The sequence below is a fragment of the Geminicoccus flavidas genome, assembly GCF_009806515.1.
Classification (GTDB): Bacteria; Pseudomonadota; Alphaproteobacteria; order Geminicoccales; family Geminicoccaceae; genus Geminicoccus; species Geminicoccus flavidus.
Window position 1 is genome coordinate 1 of the sequence record NZ_WUJP01000003.1, and the last position, 15,494, is coordinate 15,494.

Below are 15,494 nucleotides of genomic sequence, written 5' to 3' on the forward strand. Positions count from 1 at the left end.
GTCAAGTCCGGCGACGTCATGTGCGAGATCGAGACCGACAAGGCGACGATGGAGTTCGAGGCGGTCGACGAGGGCATCATCGGCAAGATCCTGGTGCCGGAAGGCACGCAGGGGGTCGCGGTGAACACACCGATCGCCGTGCTGCTGGAGGAAGGCGAGGACGCGTCCGCCGCCGAGGGTGCCGCCGCCACCGCCCCTGGCCAGCCCGCACCCGAGGCGCCGCGCGCGGCCGCCGAGGGCCCGGTCGAGGCCGAGCGGATGAAGGCCGCGGGCCCGGCACCGGGCGGCGATGCCAAGCCCGCCGGGGTCGCGGGCGCACCGGGTGCCGGGTCCAACACCGGCGCCGCGACCGCCCAGCCCGCCAAGGCGGACGGCGACCGGGTGTTCGCCTCGCCGCTGGCCAAGCGGATGGCCGCACTTGCCGGGATCGACCTCAGCACGGTCACCGGCAGCGGCCCGCGCGGACGGATCGTGAAGGCCGACATCGAGAAGGCGGCGGGTGCCCCCAAGGCTGCGGCCAAGCCAGCCGAGGCGGCAGCACCGGCAGCAGCAGCCCCGGCTCCGGCGGCGGCACCGGCCGCGATCCCGGCCCCGACGGCGCCGCACCAGGTCATCCAGCTCAACAACATGCGCAAGGTGATCGCGCGCCGCCTGACCGAGGCCAAGGCGACCATCCCGCATTTCTACCTGACGGTGGATGTCGAACTGGATGCCCTGCTCAAGCTCCGCGAGGAGCTGAACGGGCGGCCCAAAGTCGACTACAAGCTCTCGGTGAACGACTTCGTCATCAAGGCGGTCGCCCAGGGCATGAAGAAGATCCCGGGTGTGAATGCCGCCTGGGGTGGGGACAAGGTTTACCAGTTCGACGACATCGACATCTCGGTGGCGGTCGCGATCGAGGGCGGCCTGATCACGCCGATCATCCGCAAGGCCGACCAGAAGGGCCTGTCCACCATCTCCGCGGAAATGAAGGACCTCGCCAAGCGTGCCAAGGACGGCAAGCTCAAGCCCGAGGAGTTCCAGGGCGGCGGCTTCTCGATCAGCAATCTCGGCATGTATGGCGTGAAGGACTTCGCCGCGGTGATCAACCCGCCGCAGGCCTGCATCCTGGCGGTCGGCGCCGGCGAGAAGCGCCCGGTGGTGAAGAACGACGCGCTCGCGATCGCCACCGTGATGAGCGTCACGCTCTCCACCGACCACCGAGTGGTGGACGGCGCGCTGGGTGCCGAGTTCCTGCAGGTGTTCAAGAGGACGGTGGAGGACCCGCTCTCGCTGCTGCTGTGAGGGCTGTCCGGGCCATGCCCAGCCAAGCCACGGTCCCTCTGGGGGAAGATGTCCTCGACGACGTGCTGGGCCTGGGCCTGCGCGTGGTGTTCGTCGGCATGGCGAGCGGGCGGGTGTCGGCACTGCGGCGCCGCCACTATGCCGGGCCCGGCAACAAGTTCTGGCCGACCCTGGCCGCGGTCGGCCTCACCCCGGAACGGCTCACCCCGGACCGGGAGCGGGAGATCCTCCGCCATGGCATGGGCCTGACCGACGTGCAGAAGCGCCAGTCCGGCAGCGACGTCGAGATCGAGGTGGTACCCAGCGACGTCGCCCTGCTGCGCGCCAAGCTGGCACGGATCCGGCCAAGGCGCATCGCGTTCAATGGCAAGCGGGCGGCCAGCCACTGGCTGGGGAAGCCGACCGCTGCCTTATGCTACGGGCCGGTGGCCGATCCGCATGGTACCGCCGAAGAATTGTTCATCCTGCCGTCCACGTCGGGTGCGGCGTCTGGCTTCTGGGACGTTCAGCCATGGACGGACCTGGCCGATCAGGTGCTGCGTGACCTGCCGTCACACACGGCTTCTCTGAGTGGGATTAGCTAATGGCCAACCACAGTTTCGATCTGGTGGTCGTCGGCGGTGGGCCGGGTGGCTACGTGGCGGCGATCCGGGCAGCGCAGCTCGGCATGAAGACCGCGCTGGTGGAGCGCGAGCATCTGGGCGGGATCTGCCTCAACTGGGGCTGCATCCCGACCAAGGCGCTGCTGCGCTCGGCAGAGGTCTACGACCATATGGGTCACCCTGAAGCGTTCGGCCTGAGCGTCAAGGACCGGGGCTTCGATGCCGCGGCGGTGGTCAAGCGCAGCCGCGGCGTGGCAGCGCAGCTTTCCGGCGGCGTCAAGCACCTGCTCAAGAAGAACAAGGTGACGGTGTTCGACGGTGCGGGCGCGCTCGCGGGCAAGAACACGCTGAAGGTCACGACCAAGGGCGGCGAGGAGACGCTATCCGCGCCGCACATCATCCTGGCGACGGGTGCCCGCGCACGGGTGCTGCCCGGCCTGGAGCCGGACGGCAAGCTGGTCTGGACCTACAAGGAGGCGATGGTCCCGCCTGCCATGCCGAAGTCGGTGCTGGTAGTGGGCAGCGGTGCGATCGGCATCGAATTCGCCTCGTTCTACCGCTCGATGGGCGCCGAGGTCACCGTGGTCGAGGTGCTGGAGCGGGTGCTGCCGGTGGAGGATGCCGAGATCTCGGCACTCGCGCAAAAGCAGTTCGAGAAGCGCGGCATGAAGATCCGGGTCGGCACCAAAGTCGCCAAGCTCGACAAGAAAGCCGATTCGGTGGTCGCCACGCTGGAGATGCCGGGCGGCAAGACCGAGCAGGTCGAGGTCGAGCGGGTGATCTCCGCGGTCGGCATCGTCGGCAACACCGAGCACATCGGCCTGGAAGGCACCAAGATCAAAGTCGAGCGCTCCCATGTGGTGGTCGACGAGTGGTGCCGGACCGGCGAGCCTGGGGTCTATGCGATCGGCGACCTGGTGGGGGCACCCTGGCTCGCGCACAAGGCCAGCCACGAGGGCGTCATGTGCGTCGAGAAGATCGCGGGCAAGGGCCACCCGCACCCGCTCGACCTGACCAAGATCCCGGGCTGCACCTACTGCACCCCGCAGGTGGCAAGCGTCGGCTATACCGAGGAGGCCGCCAAGAAGGCCGGCTACGAGGTCAAGGTCGGCCGGTTCCCGTTCATCGGTAACGGCAAGGCGATCGCGCTCGGCGAGCCGGACGGGCTGGTCAAGACCGTGTTCGACGCGAAGACCGGTGAGTTCCTGGGCGCGCACCTGATCGGCGCGGAAGTCACCGAGCTGATCCAGGGCTTCGTGATCGCGCGGCAGATGGAGGCCACCGAGGAAGACCTCATGGCAACGATCTTCCCGCATCCCACCCTCTCGGAAATGATGCACGAGTCGACGCTTGCGGCCTATGGTCGGGCCATCCACTTCTGAGGTGCACGTCCGCCCCGTCCGGTCCGGGGCGGACCCGTTTGGTTGAAGGGTAGCTGATGGCCACGGTCACGATCACGCCGCCGCAGTTCCAGCGCAAGCCCGCCTGGATTCGCGTCAAGGCGCCGACGTCGGAGACCTATCACGAGGTCCGGAAGCTGATGCGGGCCAAGAAGCTGCACACCGTGTGCGAGGAAGCCGCCTGCCCGAACATGGGCGAGTGCTGGCAGCAGAAGCACGCGACCTTCATGATCCTGGGCGACACCTGCACCCGGGCCTGCGCGTTCTGCAACGTCAAGACCGGCATGCCGGTGGCGGTCGACCCGCACGAGCCGCGCCATGTCGCCGAGGCGGTGGAGGCGATGGGCCTCAAGCACGTGGTGATCACTTCCGTGGACCGAGACGACCTGCCCGACGGCGGTGCGTTCCAGTTCGTCCGGGTGATCGAGGCGATCCGCGAGCGCTCGCCGGAGACCACGGTCGAGATCCTTACCCCGGATTTCCTGCGCAAGCCCGGGGCGATAGAGAAGGTCGTGGCGGCCAGGCCCGATGTCTACAACCACAATCTCGAGACGGTGCCGCGCCTCTACCGGACGGTGCGGCCGGGTGCCCGCTACTTCCACTCGCTGCGCCTCTTGCAGAAGGTCAAGGAGCTCGACCCCTCGATCTTTACCAAGTCGGGCGTGATGCTGGGGCTGGGCGAGGAGAAGCGCGAGATCCATCAGGTGATGGACGACATGCGCTCGGCCGAGGTCGACTTCATCACGATCGGCCAGTACCTGCAGCCGACCCGCCGGCACCATCCGGTGATCCGGTTCGTGGAACCTGCGGAGTTCGAAGCGCATTCCAGAATGGCGCGTGCCAAGGGCTTCCTGATGGTGTCGAGCTCGCCGCTGACCCGGTCCTCGCACCATGCCGGCGACGACTTCGCCCGGCTGAAGGAAGCGCGCGACGCGCAGCTCGCCCGTCAGGGGCTCCGCTTCGAAGCAGCCGAGTGATGCCGACCCATTCCGAACGCCGCTACCTGCCCTACACCCCCAACCAGCTCTACGAGATCGTCGCGGCGGTGGACCGCTACCCGGAGTTCCTGCCCTGGTGCTCCGCGGCGCGGATCACCGAGCGGCAGGACGATATGTTCCTCGCGGACCTGGTGATCAGCTTCAAGGTCTGGCGGGAGAAGTTCACTTCGAAGGTCACGCTCGACCGGATGGAGCGGACCATCCACGTCGAGTACGTGAACGGCCCGTTCAAGTACATGAACAACCACTGGAAGTTCCTGGACGGTCCCGAGGGAGGCTGCATCCTCGACTTCCATGTGGAGTTCGAGTTCAAGTCCCGGGTGCTGCAGCAGCTCATCGGCCTGCTGTTCGACGAGGCGGTGCGCCGGATGGTCGCCGCCTTCGAGGGCCGGGCCCGCAAGCTGCACGGTGACCGTGGGCCGTCGCGCCCGATCACCGATGCCAGCGAGATCGGGCTTCTGCCCCGCGGGTGAGGTGCAGGGGCGGCCGCGGCAGGAGCCGCAGCCGGCCCGGGCCCCGGGTCAGCCGAACCAGGAAGCGTCCACGCCGGTCACACCGGTGAGCGTCACGGTGTGGTTCAGGCCGAGGTTGAGCACGGTGTTGCCATCCAGCCCGGTGGCATTCGCCAGCGCGTTCTCCACCGTGTTGCCGTAGCCGCGCAGCTCGATCTTGTCAGTGCCGGCCTGGAAGTCGGTGATCGTGTCCTGGTCGTCGGCAGCCCGCAGGATGATGAAGGTGTCCGCACCGGCACCGCCGGTCATGATGTCGTTGCCGAACTGGCCGTTGATGATGTCGTCGCCAGTGCCGCCGTCGATGACGTCGTCGCCGGCCCCGCCGGTGATGAAATCGTTGCCGCTGCCGCCGTCGATGACGTCGTTGCCGGCCCCACCGTCGACCAGGTCGTCCTTGCCGCCGGCATAGATCGTGTCGTCGCCCAGCCCGCCGAAGATCCGGTCCGCGCCGTCCGGCCGGTTCGGGTCGTTGTCGCCATAGATGACGTCGTTGCCTGCGGCACCATAGAGGATGTCGTCGTCCGAGCCGCCATAGATCGTGTCGTCGCCGGCACCGCCGGTGATCACGTCCTTGCCGGTGAAGCCACCCCAGAGCTCGTCATTGCCGGTGCCGCCGTCAATATAGTCGTCGCCCCACTCGCCATAGATCAGGTCGTCGCCGTCGCCGCCATAGAGGCGGTCAGCACCGCCTTCGGTTGGGGCCACGTCCCACTCGACCGTCTCCCGGTCACCGCGGATGACGTCGTCACCCTCGCCGCCATAGATGATGTCATCGCCCTTGCCGCCGAGGATCCGGTCGTTGCCGGCGCCGCCGGAGAGGATGTCGTTGCCGTCCGCGCCGAACAGGCGATCGGCGCCATCGCCGCCGAACAGCGTATCGTCGCCAGTGAAGCCGTACAGCGTGTCGTTGCCCGCCTCCCCGTAGAGGATGTCGTTGCCACTGGCGCCGTGCAAGGTATCGCTGCCCGCGCCGCCATACAGTCGATCATCGCCGTCGCGGCCGTTCAGGATGTCGTTGCCTTCGTCGCCGAACAGCAGGTCATCGCCGTCATGGCCGTTAATGCTGTCGTCGCCCGCGAGGCCATGGATGATGTCCGGCTGACTGGTGCCGTTCAAGACGTCGTTGCCTGGCGTTCCGTTGATGACTGCCATCGCAGCATTCCTTGACTGAAAAGGAAGGGAGTATGTCGTCGGCCCGGCCGCGACGGGCATCGCGAGCTGACCGGTGCGAGCCGAAGGGTCAGCCGAACCAGGAGGCATCAATCCCGGTCACGCCGGTGAGCGTCACGGTGTGGTTCAGCCCGAGATGGAGCATGGTGCTGCCGTCGACCACGGTGGCGCCGGCCAGGGCGTTCTCCACCGTGTTCCCGCCGCCGCGCAACTCGATCCTGTCGGTGCCCACCTCGAAGTCGGTGATCGTGTCCTGGTCGCCGGCGCTGCGCAGGATGATGAAGGTGTCGGCGCCGGCACCGCCGGTCATAGTGTCGTTGCCGAACTGGCCATTGATGATGTCGTCCCCGTCGCCGCCGTCGATGACATCGTCGCCGTCGCCGCCGGTGATGAAGTCGTCGCCGGCCCCGCCGTCGATCACGTCCTTGCCGGCCTTGCCGTCCAGGATGTCATTGCCGGCCCCACCGTCCAGCACGTCGTCGCCCAGACCGCCGAACAGCCCGTCATCGCCGTCCTCGCCGAACAGCTTGTCGTCGCCGAGCGCGCCGAACAGCGTGTCGTTGCCGTCGCCGCCATGGACGATGTCGTCGCCCGCCCCGCCGGTGATCCGGTCGTTGCCGCTGTCGGTCATGCCGAGCGCGTCGCCACCATAGATCAGGTCGTTGCCCGCGCCGCCGTCGACGACGTCGTCGCCATACTCGGCGAAGATCTGGTCGTCGCCGTCGCCGCCATAGATCAGGTCCGCGCCGCCGGTGTTGAAGATCACGTCCGGCCGGTGCCGGTCGCCATGGATGAAGTCGTTGCCGGCACCGGCCGAGATAGTGTCCTCGCCGAGCCCGCCATAGAGGCGGTCGTCGCCATTGCCGCCGATCAGGATGTCGTTGCCGTTCTCGCCGAACATCCGGTCGAGACCGTCGCCGCCACGCAGGATGTCGTCACCGCTGCCGCCATAGAGCACGTCGTTGCCGGCCTGGCCTTCCAGGACATCGGCATAGGAGCCGCTGCCGCCATAGAGCGTATCGTTGCCCACGCCGCCGAACAGGACATCGGCGCCTTCGCGGCCATCAAGGATATCATCGCCATCTTCGCCGAACAGAAAGTCGTCGCCGAGCTGGCCATAGATGACGTCGTTACCACCCCGGCCATGAATCTCGTCATTCTCCGGGGTGCCGAGGATCTCGTCGTTGCCGGGGGTGCCGTTGATCAAAGCCACGAGGCGCTCCTTGTCGTTTTATGTATCTACAAGTGCTTCAGCTCCACTGTTTCCTGAACGAGATCGGTGGAGCACTTCATGGATTACCAATCGTCCATGAACCTGTCGACCTTGGCAGGAAGGATAGGCCAGAGAATTGTCAGCCCTGACGCATTCGTGACCTGCTGTCCGAGGCGGCCGAGGCCGGTCTCGTAGGGCAAGACGAGGCCGCAAGACGACCCGGCCGCGCCACGGCAGCCCTGAAAACGAAGCGGCCCCGGCTGCAACGGGTGCAGCCGGGGCCAATTCTCACAAAACCGAAGTGTCGAGCCGGGCTCAGCCGAACCAGTCGGCGGTCACCGGGGTGGTGATGCCGGTGAGGGTGAGGGTGTGGTTAAGGCCAAGATTGATCACGGTGTTGCCCTCGACGACGCTGGCATTGGCGATCGCGTTCTCGACGGTGTTACCGTTGCCGCGCAGCGAGATCGTGTCGGTGCCGACCTCGAAGTCGGTGATGGTGTCCTGGTCGTCCTGGACCCGCAGCATGATAAAGGCGTCGGCGCCGGCTCCGCCGGTCAGCGTGTCGTTGCCGGCTTGGCCGTTGAGCTGGTCAGCACCGGCCCCGCCGTCCAGGATGTCCAGGCCGATCCCGCCGGTCATCCGGTCGTCGCCGTCGCCACCGATCAGCGTGTCGTTGCCGTCCTTGCCGTCCAGCTCGTCGTTGCCGGCCCCACCATCGACCGTGTCGTTGCCCAGGCCGCCGAACAGGCCGTCATTGCCGGCCTCGCCGAACAGCTGGTCGTCGCCGACCGCGCCGAAGAACCGGTCGTCGCCATCGCCGGCGCGGATGATGTCGTTGCCCGCACCGCCGGTCCCGATGTCGTTGCCGGTGTTGACCGAGTTGGTCGGGCTGCCGCCCCAGATGAGGTCGTCGCCGGCGCCGCCGTCGAGGCTGTCGTCGCCGAACTCGCCAGAGATCTGGTCGTTGCCGTTGCCGGTGAAGATCCGGTCGGCCGCGCCCACCGTGGCCTCGACGTTCACGTTTGACCGGTCGCCCCAGGCCAGGTCATCGCCGTCGCCGCCAGCGATAGTGTCGGACCCGTTGCCGCCATAGGCGCGGTCATTGCCGTTGCCGCCGATCAGGACGTCGTTGCCGTCGTGCCCGTAGAGCCGGTCGAGCCCGTCATTGCCGCGAATGATGTCATTGCCATTATTGCCGAACAGGTCGTCGTTGCCAGCCTGACCGTCGAGGGTGTCGTTGCCGCCGGCACCGAACGCGATGTCATCGCCGATGCCACCGAAGACGACATCGTCGCCGACATCGCCGTTCAGCCGGTCGTTGCCGTCCTCGCCGAACAGGAAGTCGTTGCCGCCCTGTCCGGAGAGCGCGTCGTTGCCGGCACGTCCGTGCATTTCGTCAGAATCAGGCGTGCCGACCAGATTGTCGTCCGCGGGAGTACCGTTGATGAGAGCCATGTGACGTTTCCTCGTGAAGACGCGTGCGCGTCGGATGCCGTTCGAATCGATTCACAAAGAGCAAACAATGTCGCGGCCGGTGCGGCCGTCACCAGCTAGCATGGGAACCGCACTTGGCCGACCGCAGCCGGCCGGCCGTCGCTGCGGCGGAACATGAAACTCTTGCGGGCGCAAGGGCGTCAGTTCCGGCCGTGGCGGATGGCGGTGCAGGAGGCCAGCCACACGAAGTTCCATGCCTCAACCGAACCAGGACGCGTCCACGCCGGTGATCCCGGTCAGTGTCACAGTATGGTTCAGCCCGAGATTCAGGACCGTGTCACTCCCGACCGTCTGCGCGCCGGCGATGGCGTTCTCGACGCTGTTGCCCGCTCCGCGCAGCGAGATGGTGTCGGTGTCCGCCTCGAAGTCGGTGATGATGTCCTGATCGCCCTGGGTGCGCAGGATTACGAAGTTGTCGGCGCCGGCACCACCGGTCAGCGTGTCGTTGCCGGACTGGCCATTGATCTCGTCGCTGCCGCTGCCACCGTCCAGGATGTCGCCGTCATCCCCGCCGGTGATGCTGTCGTCGCCCGCGTCGCCGAACAGCCGGTCGACCCCGGCCTTGCCGTCCAGCACGTCGTTCTGGCCGCCGCCATGGACCTCGTCGTCCCCCATGCCGCCGAACAGGCGGTCCGCGCCGTCCGGCCGGTCCGGGTCGTTGTCGCCGTAGATTAGATCATTGCCGAGGGCACCAAACAGCGTGTCGTCGTCCGACCCGCCGGTGATGTGATCGTCGCCGGCACCGCCGGTCACGACGTCCTGGCCGGTGAAGCCACCCCACAGCTCGTCGTTGCCCGTGCCGCCGTCGATCCGGTCGCTGCCCCATTCGCCGAAGATGATGTCGTCGCCCGCACCGCCCGTCAGGCGGTCGTCCCCGCCGCTCGACGGAATGACGTCGAACTCCGCGCTGACGCGATCGCCGCGGATCTCGTCATTGCCTTCGCCACCGGCCGCGATGTCGTTGCCGGCCCCGCCGAGAAACCGGTCCTCGCCGGCGCCGCCGATCAGGATGTCGTTGCCATCCTGCCCGAACAGGCGGTCGTCGCCGTCGCCGCCGCGCAGGATGTCGCCGCTTGCGTAGCTGTAGAGAACGTCGTTGCCTTCCTGGCCATCAAGAAGGTTAAGGCCTCCATTGCCGAACAGCGTGTCCCGGCCCGGGCCGCCAAGGATGGTGTCGTTGCCCGTGCTGCCGCTGATGAAGTCGTCACCTTCCTCGCCAAACAGAAGATCGTCACCCCCGCCGCCGGCGATGCCGTCGTCGCCGGCCAAGCCATGGATCTCGTCCGCTTGGTTGGTGCCGGCAAGGTTGTCATTGCCCGACGTGCCATTGATGAGCGCCATGGACTGCAACCCGCTTTCGTCTGTGAGGCGATTGTTTTCACACAACCGGGTTTGCACAAGCGGCTTGTGTTCTACCCGGTGGTGTTCAGGTGCAAGCTAGCGAAGACTGCGCCCGGATTCGACCCCGAGATGGGGCTATGGCCGGCTGATGTTGCCGCAGCGGATCGGTGTGGCGCAGTCGCCGCAACGACCCGGCAGGCCGGCGGCAGCCGGGAGGTCGTCCCCCGGCTGCCGCAGGTGCAGCCATATGCGCTGCCAGCGCGTGGCTGGCCGTGAAATGACCAGGGACAGCGAGGCTGCGTCACCCGAACCAGCTGGTGTTGATGCCGGTGACGCCGGTCAGGGTCACGGTATGGTCCAGGCCCAGATGGAGGATGGTGTTGACGCCGGACACCTGCGCGCTGGCGATCGCTGCCTCCGGCGTATTGCCCGCGCCGCGCAGGTCGAGCTTGTCGACGCCAACCTGGAAGTCGGTGATCCGGTCGGTGTCGCCGGCGCTGCGCAGCAGGATGAAGGTATCCGTGCCACTGCCGCCGGTCAGGACGTCGTCGCCGAACTGCCCGTTCAGCTGGTCGTCTCCCTCGCCGCCGGTCAGGATGTCGTTGCCGTTCCCGCCGACCAGATGGTCGTTGCCCTCGCCGCCGTCGACCAGGTCGTCGCCGGAGCCGCCCTCCAGCCAGTCGTTGCCCTCCCAGCCGGCGATGGTGTCGTCGCCGATACCGCCCATGATCCGGTCGTCGCCGTCACGAGTCCACTTGTCGCTGTCGCCGCTGATCGTGTCATTGCCGGCCGCCCCGTAGATGATGTCGGCCCCGTTGCCGCCATGGATCTCGTCGTCGCCGGCCCCGCCGGTGATGATATCGTTGCCCTCGTTGCCGCCCCAGAGGATGTCGTTGCCGGCTCCGCCGTCGATATAGTCGTCGCCCCACTCGCCATAGACCTGGTCGTTGCCGTCGCCGGCATAGACGCGGTCGCCGGCCCCCTCGGTCGGGACGACGCCAACCTCTTCGCGGTCGGTGAAGATCACGTCGTTGCCGGCCCCACCCCACAGCGTGTCCGAGCCGCCGCCGCCATAGATGCGGTCGTCGCCGTCCTCGCCGATGACCACGTCATTGCCGAGCCGCGCGAAGATCCGGTCCAGCCCGGCGAAGCCGCGGATCACGTCGTCGCCGGAGCCGCCGTACAGGTTGTCGTTGCCTGGGGTGCCGTTGATGATGGCCATGGGGCGCTGCCTCGTCTGGTTCTTGTGCCCGCCAATGCGGGCGGCCGACTGGTTTCAACATGACGGCAGGCCCCAGGAGGGGCCTGCCGGTTGGGTTCGTATCAAGGCAGGCCGGGGAGGGACCTGCCGGGACGAGCTGGTCGTGGTGGTCCGGTTCAGCCGAACCAGGAAGCGTCCACACCGGTCACGCCGTTCACGGTGACGGTGTGGTTGAGGCCCAGGTTGAGCACGGTGTTGCCCGCCACCACCGTGGCATTGGCAATCGCGTTCTCGACCGTGTTGCCCGCACCGCGCAGCGAGATCGTGTCGGTGCCTACCTCGAAGTCGGTGATGACGTCCTTGTCGCCCTGGGTGCGCAGCATGACGAACAGGTCCTCGCCAGCCCCGCCGGTCAGCGTGTCATTGCCGGCCTGGCCGTTGATCTCGTCATTGCCGGCCCCGCCGTCCAGGATGTCGGTGCCGACCCCGCCGGTCAGCTTGTCGACGCCGTCGCCACCGCTTAGCGTGTCGTTGCCGTCCTTGCCGTCGAGGATGTCGTTGCCGGCACCGCCATTGACCTGGTCGTTGCCGAGGCCGCCGAACAGCTGGTCGTCGCCGGCATCGCCGTTCAGGATGTCGTCGCCCAGCGCACCGAAGAACCGGTCGTTGCCGTCGCCGGCATGGATCGTGTCGTTGCCGGCACCACCCGTGCCGATGTCGTTGCCGGTATTGACCGTGATCTCGACGCTGCCGCCCCAGATGATGTCGTCGCCAGCACCGCCGTCCAGGCTGTCGTCGCCGAACTCGCCGAAGATCTGGTCGTTGCCGTTGCCGGTGAAGATCCGATCGGCCGCCCCCACGGTTGGCGTCACGTTCGGCTGCACCCGGTCGCCATGGGCGAAGTCGTTGCCGTCGCCACCGGCGATCGTGTCGGCGCCGTTGCCGCCGTAGAAGCGGTCATCGCCGTTGCCGCCGATCAGGACGTCGTTGCCGTCATTGCCCTGCAGCCGGTCGAGCCCGTCATTGCCGCGCAGGATGTCGTCGCCCGCGTCGCCGAACAGGTTGTCGTTGCCGGCCTGGCCATCCAGCGTGTCCGCGCCGGCCCCGCCGCGCATCACGTCGTTGCCGATCCCGCCGAAGATGACGTCGTCGCCGGCTTCGCCGAATAGCTGGTCGTTGCCGTCCTCGCCGAACAGGAAGTCGTTGCCGCCCTGGCCTGCGATGGTGTCGTTGCCGCCCAGGCCGTGCATCTCGTCAGAATCGGGAGTGCCGACCAGGTTGTCGTCGCCAGGAGTACCGTTGATCAAAGCCATGAACCGATCCTTCTCGGCGGGTAGCCGGTGATCCTGCCGGGCGGCCGATCCCGCGACCCAGTCCCTTGCCGCGCGACCTCGGACCCACCCCGGCAGGTGACCCCCGACCGGTGGCGAGCGTTAACTGGTTAATCGTCTACAGTCCTAGTGCGGATCGTACAGCTGGCGAAGAAGTGAATTTGCTGCACCCTGGTGCGTCGCGCGGCCGCAACGCGGTTTCCGGCCGACCGGCCGGGCCCCGACCAGCCGGTTGCCCTGGCAGGGATACAGCGGATGGCGACGATGCCGAACCCGCGAAGGGTTCCGACGGCCGAGTCACCGCTAGAGCCGGCCGGACATTTGCCGACGTCCTGGATCGGCCGGCTGCGATACTTGCCGGCCGGCCGGGCCGGGTCTAGCGTCCGGCTGCAATGCAGTAGCCGGAGGCAAGATGGCGGTCCCCTCGGTCGTGCGCGCGGTCCTCCTGGCCCTGGTGGTGGCCGGCTGCGCCACCGGCCCGACCATCCGCTCGGACTATGACACGAGTGCCGACTTCGCCGCCTATCGCAGCTTCGGCTTCGCGGAGAAGCTCGGGACGGATGTCGCCGGCTATGCCAGCCTGCTGACCCAGCGGCTGAAGGAAGCGGTATCCCGGGAGATGGCCGCACGCGGCTACGAGTACACGGAGGAGAAGCCGGATCTCCTGGTCAATTTCCAGGCCCGGCTGGAGGACAAGGTGCGGGTCTATCGTGCCCCCGCCGCCTGGGGACGCTGGCCTCATGACTATTACGGCTACCGCGGCGGGTTCTACGACCCCTGGATCGGCTATGCCGGCGGCACCGAGGTGGTGAACTACACCGAAGGCACCCTCAACATCGACCTGATCGACCGGGAGCGTCGGCAGATGGTGTGGGAAGGGGTGGCGGTGGGCGAGGTGGACACGAACGAGGGCACGCCCAGTCAGGCCAAGATCGACCAGGCGGTGCAGAGCATCTTCGCCAGGTACCCGTTCCGGGCCGGCAGTGCCGCGGCGGTGGTGCCGGCCTCCTGAGGAGGCCGGACCGTCCGCCCGGAAGCGGCCGGAATGCGGTGATCAGACGTCCAGGTTGACCACGCGCAGCGCGTTGCTCTGGATGAAGTCGCGGCGCGGGTCGACCACGTCACCCATCAGCGTAGTGAAGATCTCGTCCGCCTCGTCGGCATGGTCGACCTTCACCTGCACCATCGAGCGCTTGGCCGGGTCAAGCGTGGTTTCCCAGAGCTGCTCCGGGTTCATCTCGCCCAGCCCCTTGTAACGCTGGATCTGCATGCCCTTGCGGCCGAGCGTGGCCACCCGCTCCATGAGCTGCAGCGGGCCGCTGATCGGCATGGTGGTCTCGCCCTGGACCAGGGCGGGCTGCCCACCCCACAGGCCGACCAGCTCCTCCACCATCGCCGCGACCTTGCGCGCTTCCAGCGAGCGCAGGCCCACCGGCTCGATGCGCCAGCGCTCGCGGCGCTCGCCGCGGGTGCGGTGCATGATCAGCACATCGTCCACGTCCTGGGTCGCCTGCCAGTGGCCGCTGCCGGCCTGCACCAGATGACGGGCCAGTGCCTGGCCCTGCTCCAGCCCCGGATCGGCCTCGGCGCCGACCAGCCGGGTCACGGCGAGGGCCTCGATCAGCTCGGGCGGCAGCCGCCGGGCCAGCCCCCGGATCGCCTGGGCGGCCTGGCGGGACAGCTCGAAGGCCCGGTCGGCGGCCTCCGCATCGAGCGGCGCACCGTCGCGGCCGGTCAGCACCACCTCGCCGCGCACAGTGGCCAGCAGGTAATCGTCCAGCGCCGCGTCGTCCTTGAGGTAGAGCTCCTCCCGGCCGCGCTTGATCCGGTAGAGCGGCGGCTGGGCGATGTAGAGGTGCCCGGCCTCGATCAGCTCCGGCAGGTGGCGGTAGAAGAAGGTCAGCAGCAGCGTGCGGATATGCGAGCCGTCCACGTCCGCGTCCGTCATGATGATGATGCGGTGGTAGCGCAGCTTGGCGATGTCGAAATCGTCGCGGATGCCGGTGCCGAGTGCGGTGATCAGCGTGCCGATCTCCTGACTGCCCAGGATCTTGTCCACCCGTGCCCGCTCGACGTTCAGGATCTTGCCGCGTAGGGGCAGGATCGCCTGGAACTGCCGGTCGCGGCCCTGCTTGGCCGAGCCGCCCGCACTGTCGCCTTCGACCAGGAACAGTTCGGACTTGGCCGGATCGCGCTCCTGGCAGTCGGCGAGCTTGCCCGGCAGGTTGGCGATGTCCAACGCCCCTTTGCGCCGGGTCAGCTCGCGGGCCCGGCGTGCGGCCTCGCGCGCGGTCGCGGCCTCGACCACCTTGCCCATGATCTGCTTGGCCTCGGCCGGATGTTCCTCCAGCCAGCGGGACAGCGCGTCGCCCACCAGGTTCTGCACGATCGGCGTGACCTCGGACGAGATTAGCTTGTCCTTGGTCTGCGACGAGAATTTCGGGTCCGGCACCTTCACCGACAGGACCGCGGTCAGGCCTTCGCGCATGTCGTCGCCGGACAGGTTGACCTTCTCCCGCTTCAGCGTGCCGCTGTCCTCGGCGTACTTGTTCAGCACGCGGGTCAGCGCCTGGCGGAAGCCCTGCAGGTGAGTGCCGCCGTCACGCTGCGGGATGTTGTTGGTGAAGCACAGGCAGACCTCGTGGTAGCCGTCGTTCCACTGCATGGCGACCTCGACGGCGATGCCGTCGCGCTCGCCGCCCACCGTGATCGGCGGCTGGAAGACCGGAGTGCGCGAACGGTCGAGCCAGGTGGCAAACGCGGCGAGCCCGCCCTCGTAGAACAGCAGTTCCTCGCGCGGCTCCTCGCCGCGCAGGTCGCGCAGGAGGATCTGCACGCCCGAGTTCAGGAAGGCCAGCTCGCGCAGCCGGTGCGCCAGCTGGTCGAACGAGAATTCCACCCCGGTGAAGACGGAAGGCGAGGGATAGAAGGTGACCTTGGTGCCGCGC

13 protein-coding genes are annotated in these 15,494 nt (G+C 67.6%); 6 read left to right on the plus strand and 7 right to left on the minus strand.

Features of this window, described 5'->3' with window-relative positions; genetic code table 11:
• From EQG76_RS00025 to EQG76_RS00045, 5 genes are all read left to right on the plus strand, one after another.
• On the plus strand, positions 1-1,284 hold a 1,284-nt coding region (locus tag EQG76_RS00025), incomplete at its 5' end, for a pyruvate dehydrogenase complex dihydrolipoamide acetyltransferase (protein WP_159709453.1).
• 14 nt (positions 1,285-1,298) lie between these two features.
• A complete protein-coding gene (locus EQG76_RS00030) occupies positions 1,299-1,868 on the plus strand; it encodes a mismatch-specific DNA-glycosylase (RefSeq protein ID WP_159709455.1) in 570 nt (189 codons plus the stop codon).
• On the plus strand, positions 1,868-3,268 hold the full coding sequence (gene lpdA / locus EQG76_RS00035; protein WP_159709457.1) for a dihydrolipoyl dehydrogenase: 1,401 nt from the start codon (positions 1,868-1,870) through the stop codon (positions 3,266-3,268). The genes EQG76_RS00030 and lpdA overlap by 1 nt, the downstream gene beginning before the upstream one ends.
• A 56-nt stretch (positions 3,269-3,324) precedes the next feature.
• The gene (gene lipA, locus EQG76_RS00040; protein WP_159709459.1) at positions 3,325-4,263 is read left to right on the plus strand and encodes a lipoyl synthase; all 939 of its coding nucleotides are present in this window, start codon (positions 3,325-3,327) and stop codon (positions 4,261-4,263) included.
• The gene (locus EQG76_RS00045; protein ID WP_159709461.1) at positions 4,263-4,757 is read left to right on the plus strand and encodes a type II toxin-antitoxin system RatA family toxin; all 495 of its coding nucleotides are present in this window, start codon (positions 4,263-4,265) and stop codon (positions 4,755-4,757) included. Before lipA ends, EQG76_RS00045 begins: the two co-directional genes overlap by 1 nt.
• 48 nt (positions 4,758-4,805) lie before the next feature.
• Here the strand turns inward: EQG76_RS00045 and EQG76_RS00050 are convergent, their stop codons facing one another.
• The 6 genes from EQG76_RS00050 to EQG76_RS33020 form a co-directional block, all read right to left on the minus strand.
• Entirely contained in the window at positions 4,806-5,948 is a 1,143-nt protein-coding gene (locus tag EQG76_RS00050) for a calcium-binding protein (protein ID WP_159709463.1), read from the minus strand.
• 88 nt (positions 5,949-6,036) lie between these two features.
• Complete coding sequence (locus tag EQG76_RS00055) at positions 6,037-7,179, minus strand: calcium-binding protein (RefSeq protein ID WP_159709465.1); 1,143 nt, start codon at positions 7,177-7,179, stop codon at positions 6,037-6,039.
• Positions 7,180-7,494: 315 nt separating this feature from the next.
• Positions 7,495-8,634 carry a calcium-binding protein gene (locus tag EQG76_RS00060; protein ID WP_159709467.1) on the minus strand — a complete coding sequence of 380 codons (1,140 nt, stop codon included), beginning with the start codon at positions 8,632-8,634 and terminating at the stop codon, positions 7,495-7,497.
• Between the two features lie 237 nt (positions 8,635-8,871).
• Positions 8,872-10,014: a calcium-binding protein gene (locus EQG76_RS33015; protein ID WP_159709469.1), complete on the minus strand. Its 1,143-nt coding sequence runs from the start codon at positions 10,012-10,014 to the stop codon at positions 8,872-8,874.
• 301 nt (positions 10,015-10,315) lie between these two features.
• A complete protein-coding gene (locus EQG76_RS00070; protein WP_159709471.1) occupies positions 10,316-11,236 on the minus strand; it encodes a calcium-binding protein in 921 nt (306 codons plus the stop codon).
• Between the two features lie 155 nt (positions 11,237-11,391).
• Positions 11,392-12,528, minus strand: a complete 1,137-nt coding sequence (locus EQG76_RS33020; RefSeq protein WP_159709473.1) for a calcium-binding protein — start codon at positions 12,526-12,528, stop codon at positions 11,392-11,394.
• A gap of 430 nt (positions 12,529-12,958) precedes the next feature.
• Between EQG76_RS33020 and EQG76_RS00080 the strand changes: the two genes are divergently transcribed.
• Positions 12,959-13,558 carry a DUF4136 domain-containing protein gene (locus EQG76_RS00080; protein ID WP_159709475.1) on the plus strand — a complete coding sequence of 200 codons (600 nt, stop codon included), beginning with the start codon at positions 12,959-12,961 and terminating at the stop codon, positions 13,556-13,558.
• A 42-nt stretch (positions 13,559-13,600) separates the two neighbouring features.
• On the opposite strand, the gene EQG76_RS00085 is transcribed toward EQG76_RS00080, so the two are convergent.
• The coding region (locus tag EQG76_RS00085) for a DNA gyrase subunit B (protein WP_159709477.1) at positions 13,601-15,494 on the minus strand (1,894 nt) is incomplete at its 5' end.

Excerpts from the sequence above, each read along its gene's own strand:
- lpdA (WP_159709457.1), top strand. The coding sequence starts at position 1,868 with ATGGCCAACCACAGTTTCGATCTGGTGGTCGTCGGCGGTGGGCCGGGT.
- EQG76_RS00070 (WP_159709471.1), bottom strand. The coding sequence starts at position 11,236 with ATGGCCATCATCAACGGCACCCCAGGCAACGACAACCTGTACGGCGGC.
- EQG76_RS00050 (WP_159709463.1), bottom strand. The coding sequence starts at position 5,948 with ATGGCAGTCATCAACGGAACGCCAGGCAACGACGTCTTGAACGGCACC.
- EQG76_RS00030 (WP_159709455.1), top strand. The coding sequence starts at position 1,299 with ATGCCCAGCCAAGCCACGGTCCCTCTGGGGGAAGATGTCCTCGACGAC.
- EQG76_RS00060 (WP_159709467.1), bottom strand. The coding sequence starts at position 8,634 with ATGGCTCTCATCAACGGTACTCCCGCGGACGACAATCTGGTCGGCACG.
- EQG76_RS00080 (WP_159709475.1), top strand. The coding sequence starts at position 12,959 with ATGGCGGTCCCCTCGGTCGTGCGCGCGGTCCTCCTGGCCCTGGTGGTG.
- lipA (WP_159709459.1), top strand. The coding sequence starts at position 3,325 with ATGGCCACGGTCACGATCACGCCGCCGCAGTTCCAGCGCAAGCCCGCC.
- EQG76_RS33015 (WP_159709469.1), bottom strand. The coding sequence starts at position 10,014 with ATGGCGCTCATCAATGGCACGTCGGGCAATGACAACCTTGCCGGCACC.
- EQG76_RS00045 (WP_159709461.1), top strand. The coding sequence starts at position 4,263 with ATGCCGACCCATTCCGAACGCCGCTACCTGCCCTACACCCCCAACCAG.
- EQG76_RS33020 (WP_159709473.1), bottom strand. The coding sequence starts at position 12,528 with ATGGCTTTGATCAACGGTACTCCTGGCGACGACAACCTGGTCGGCACT.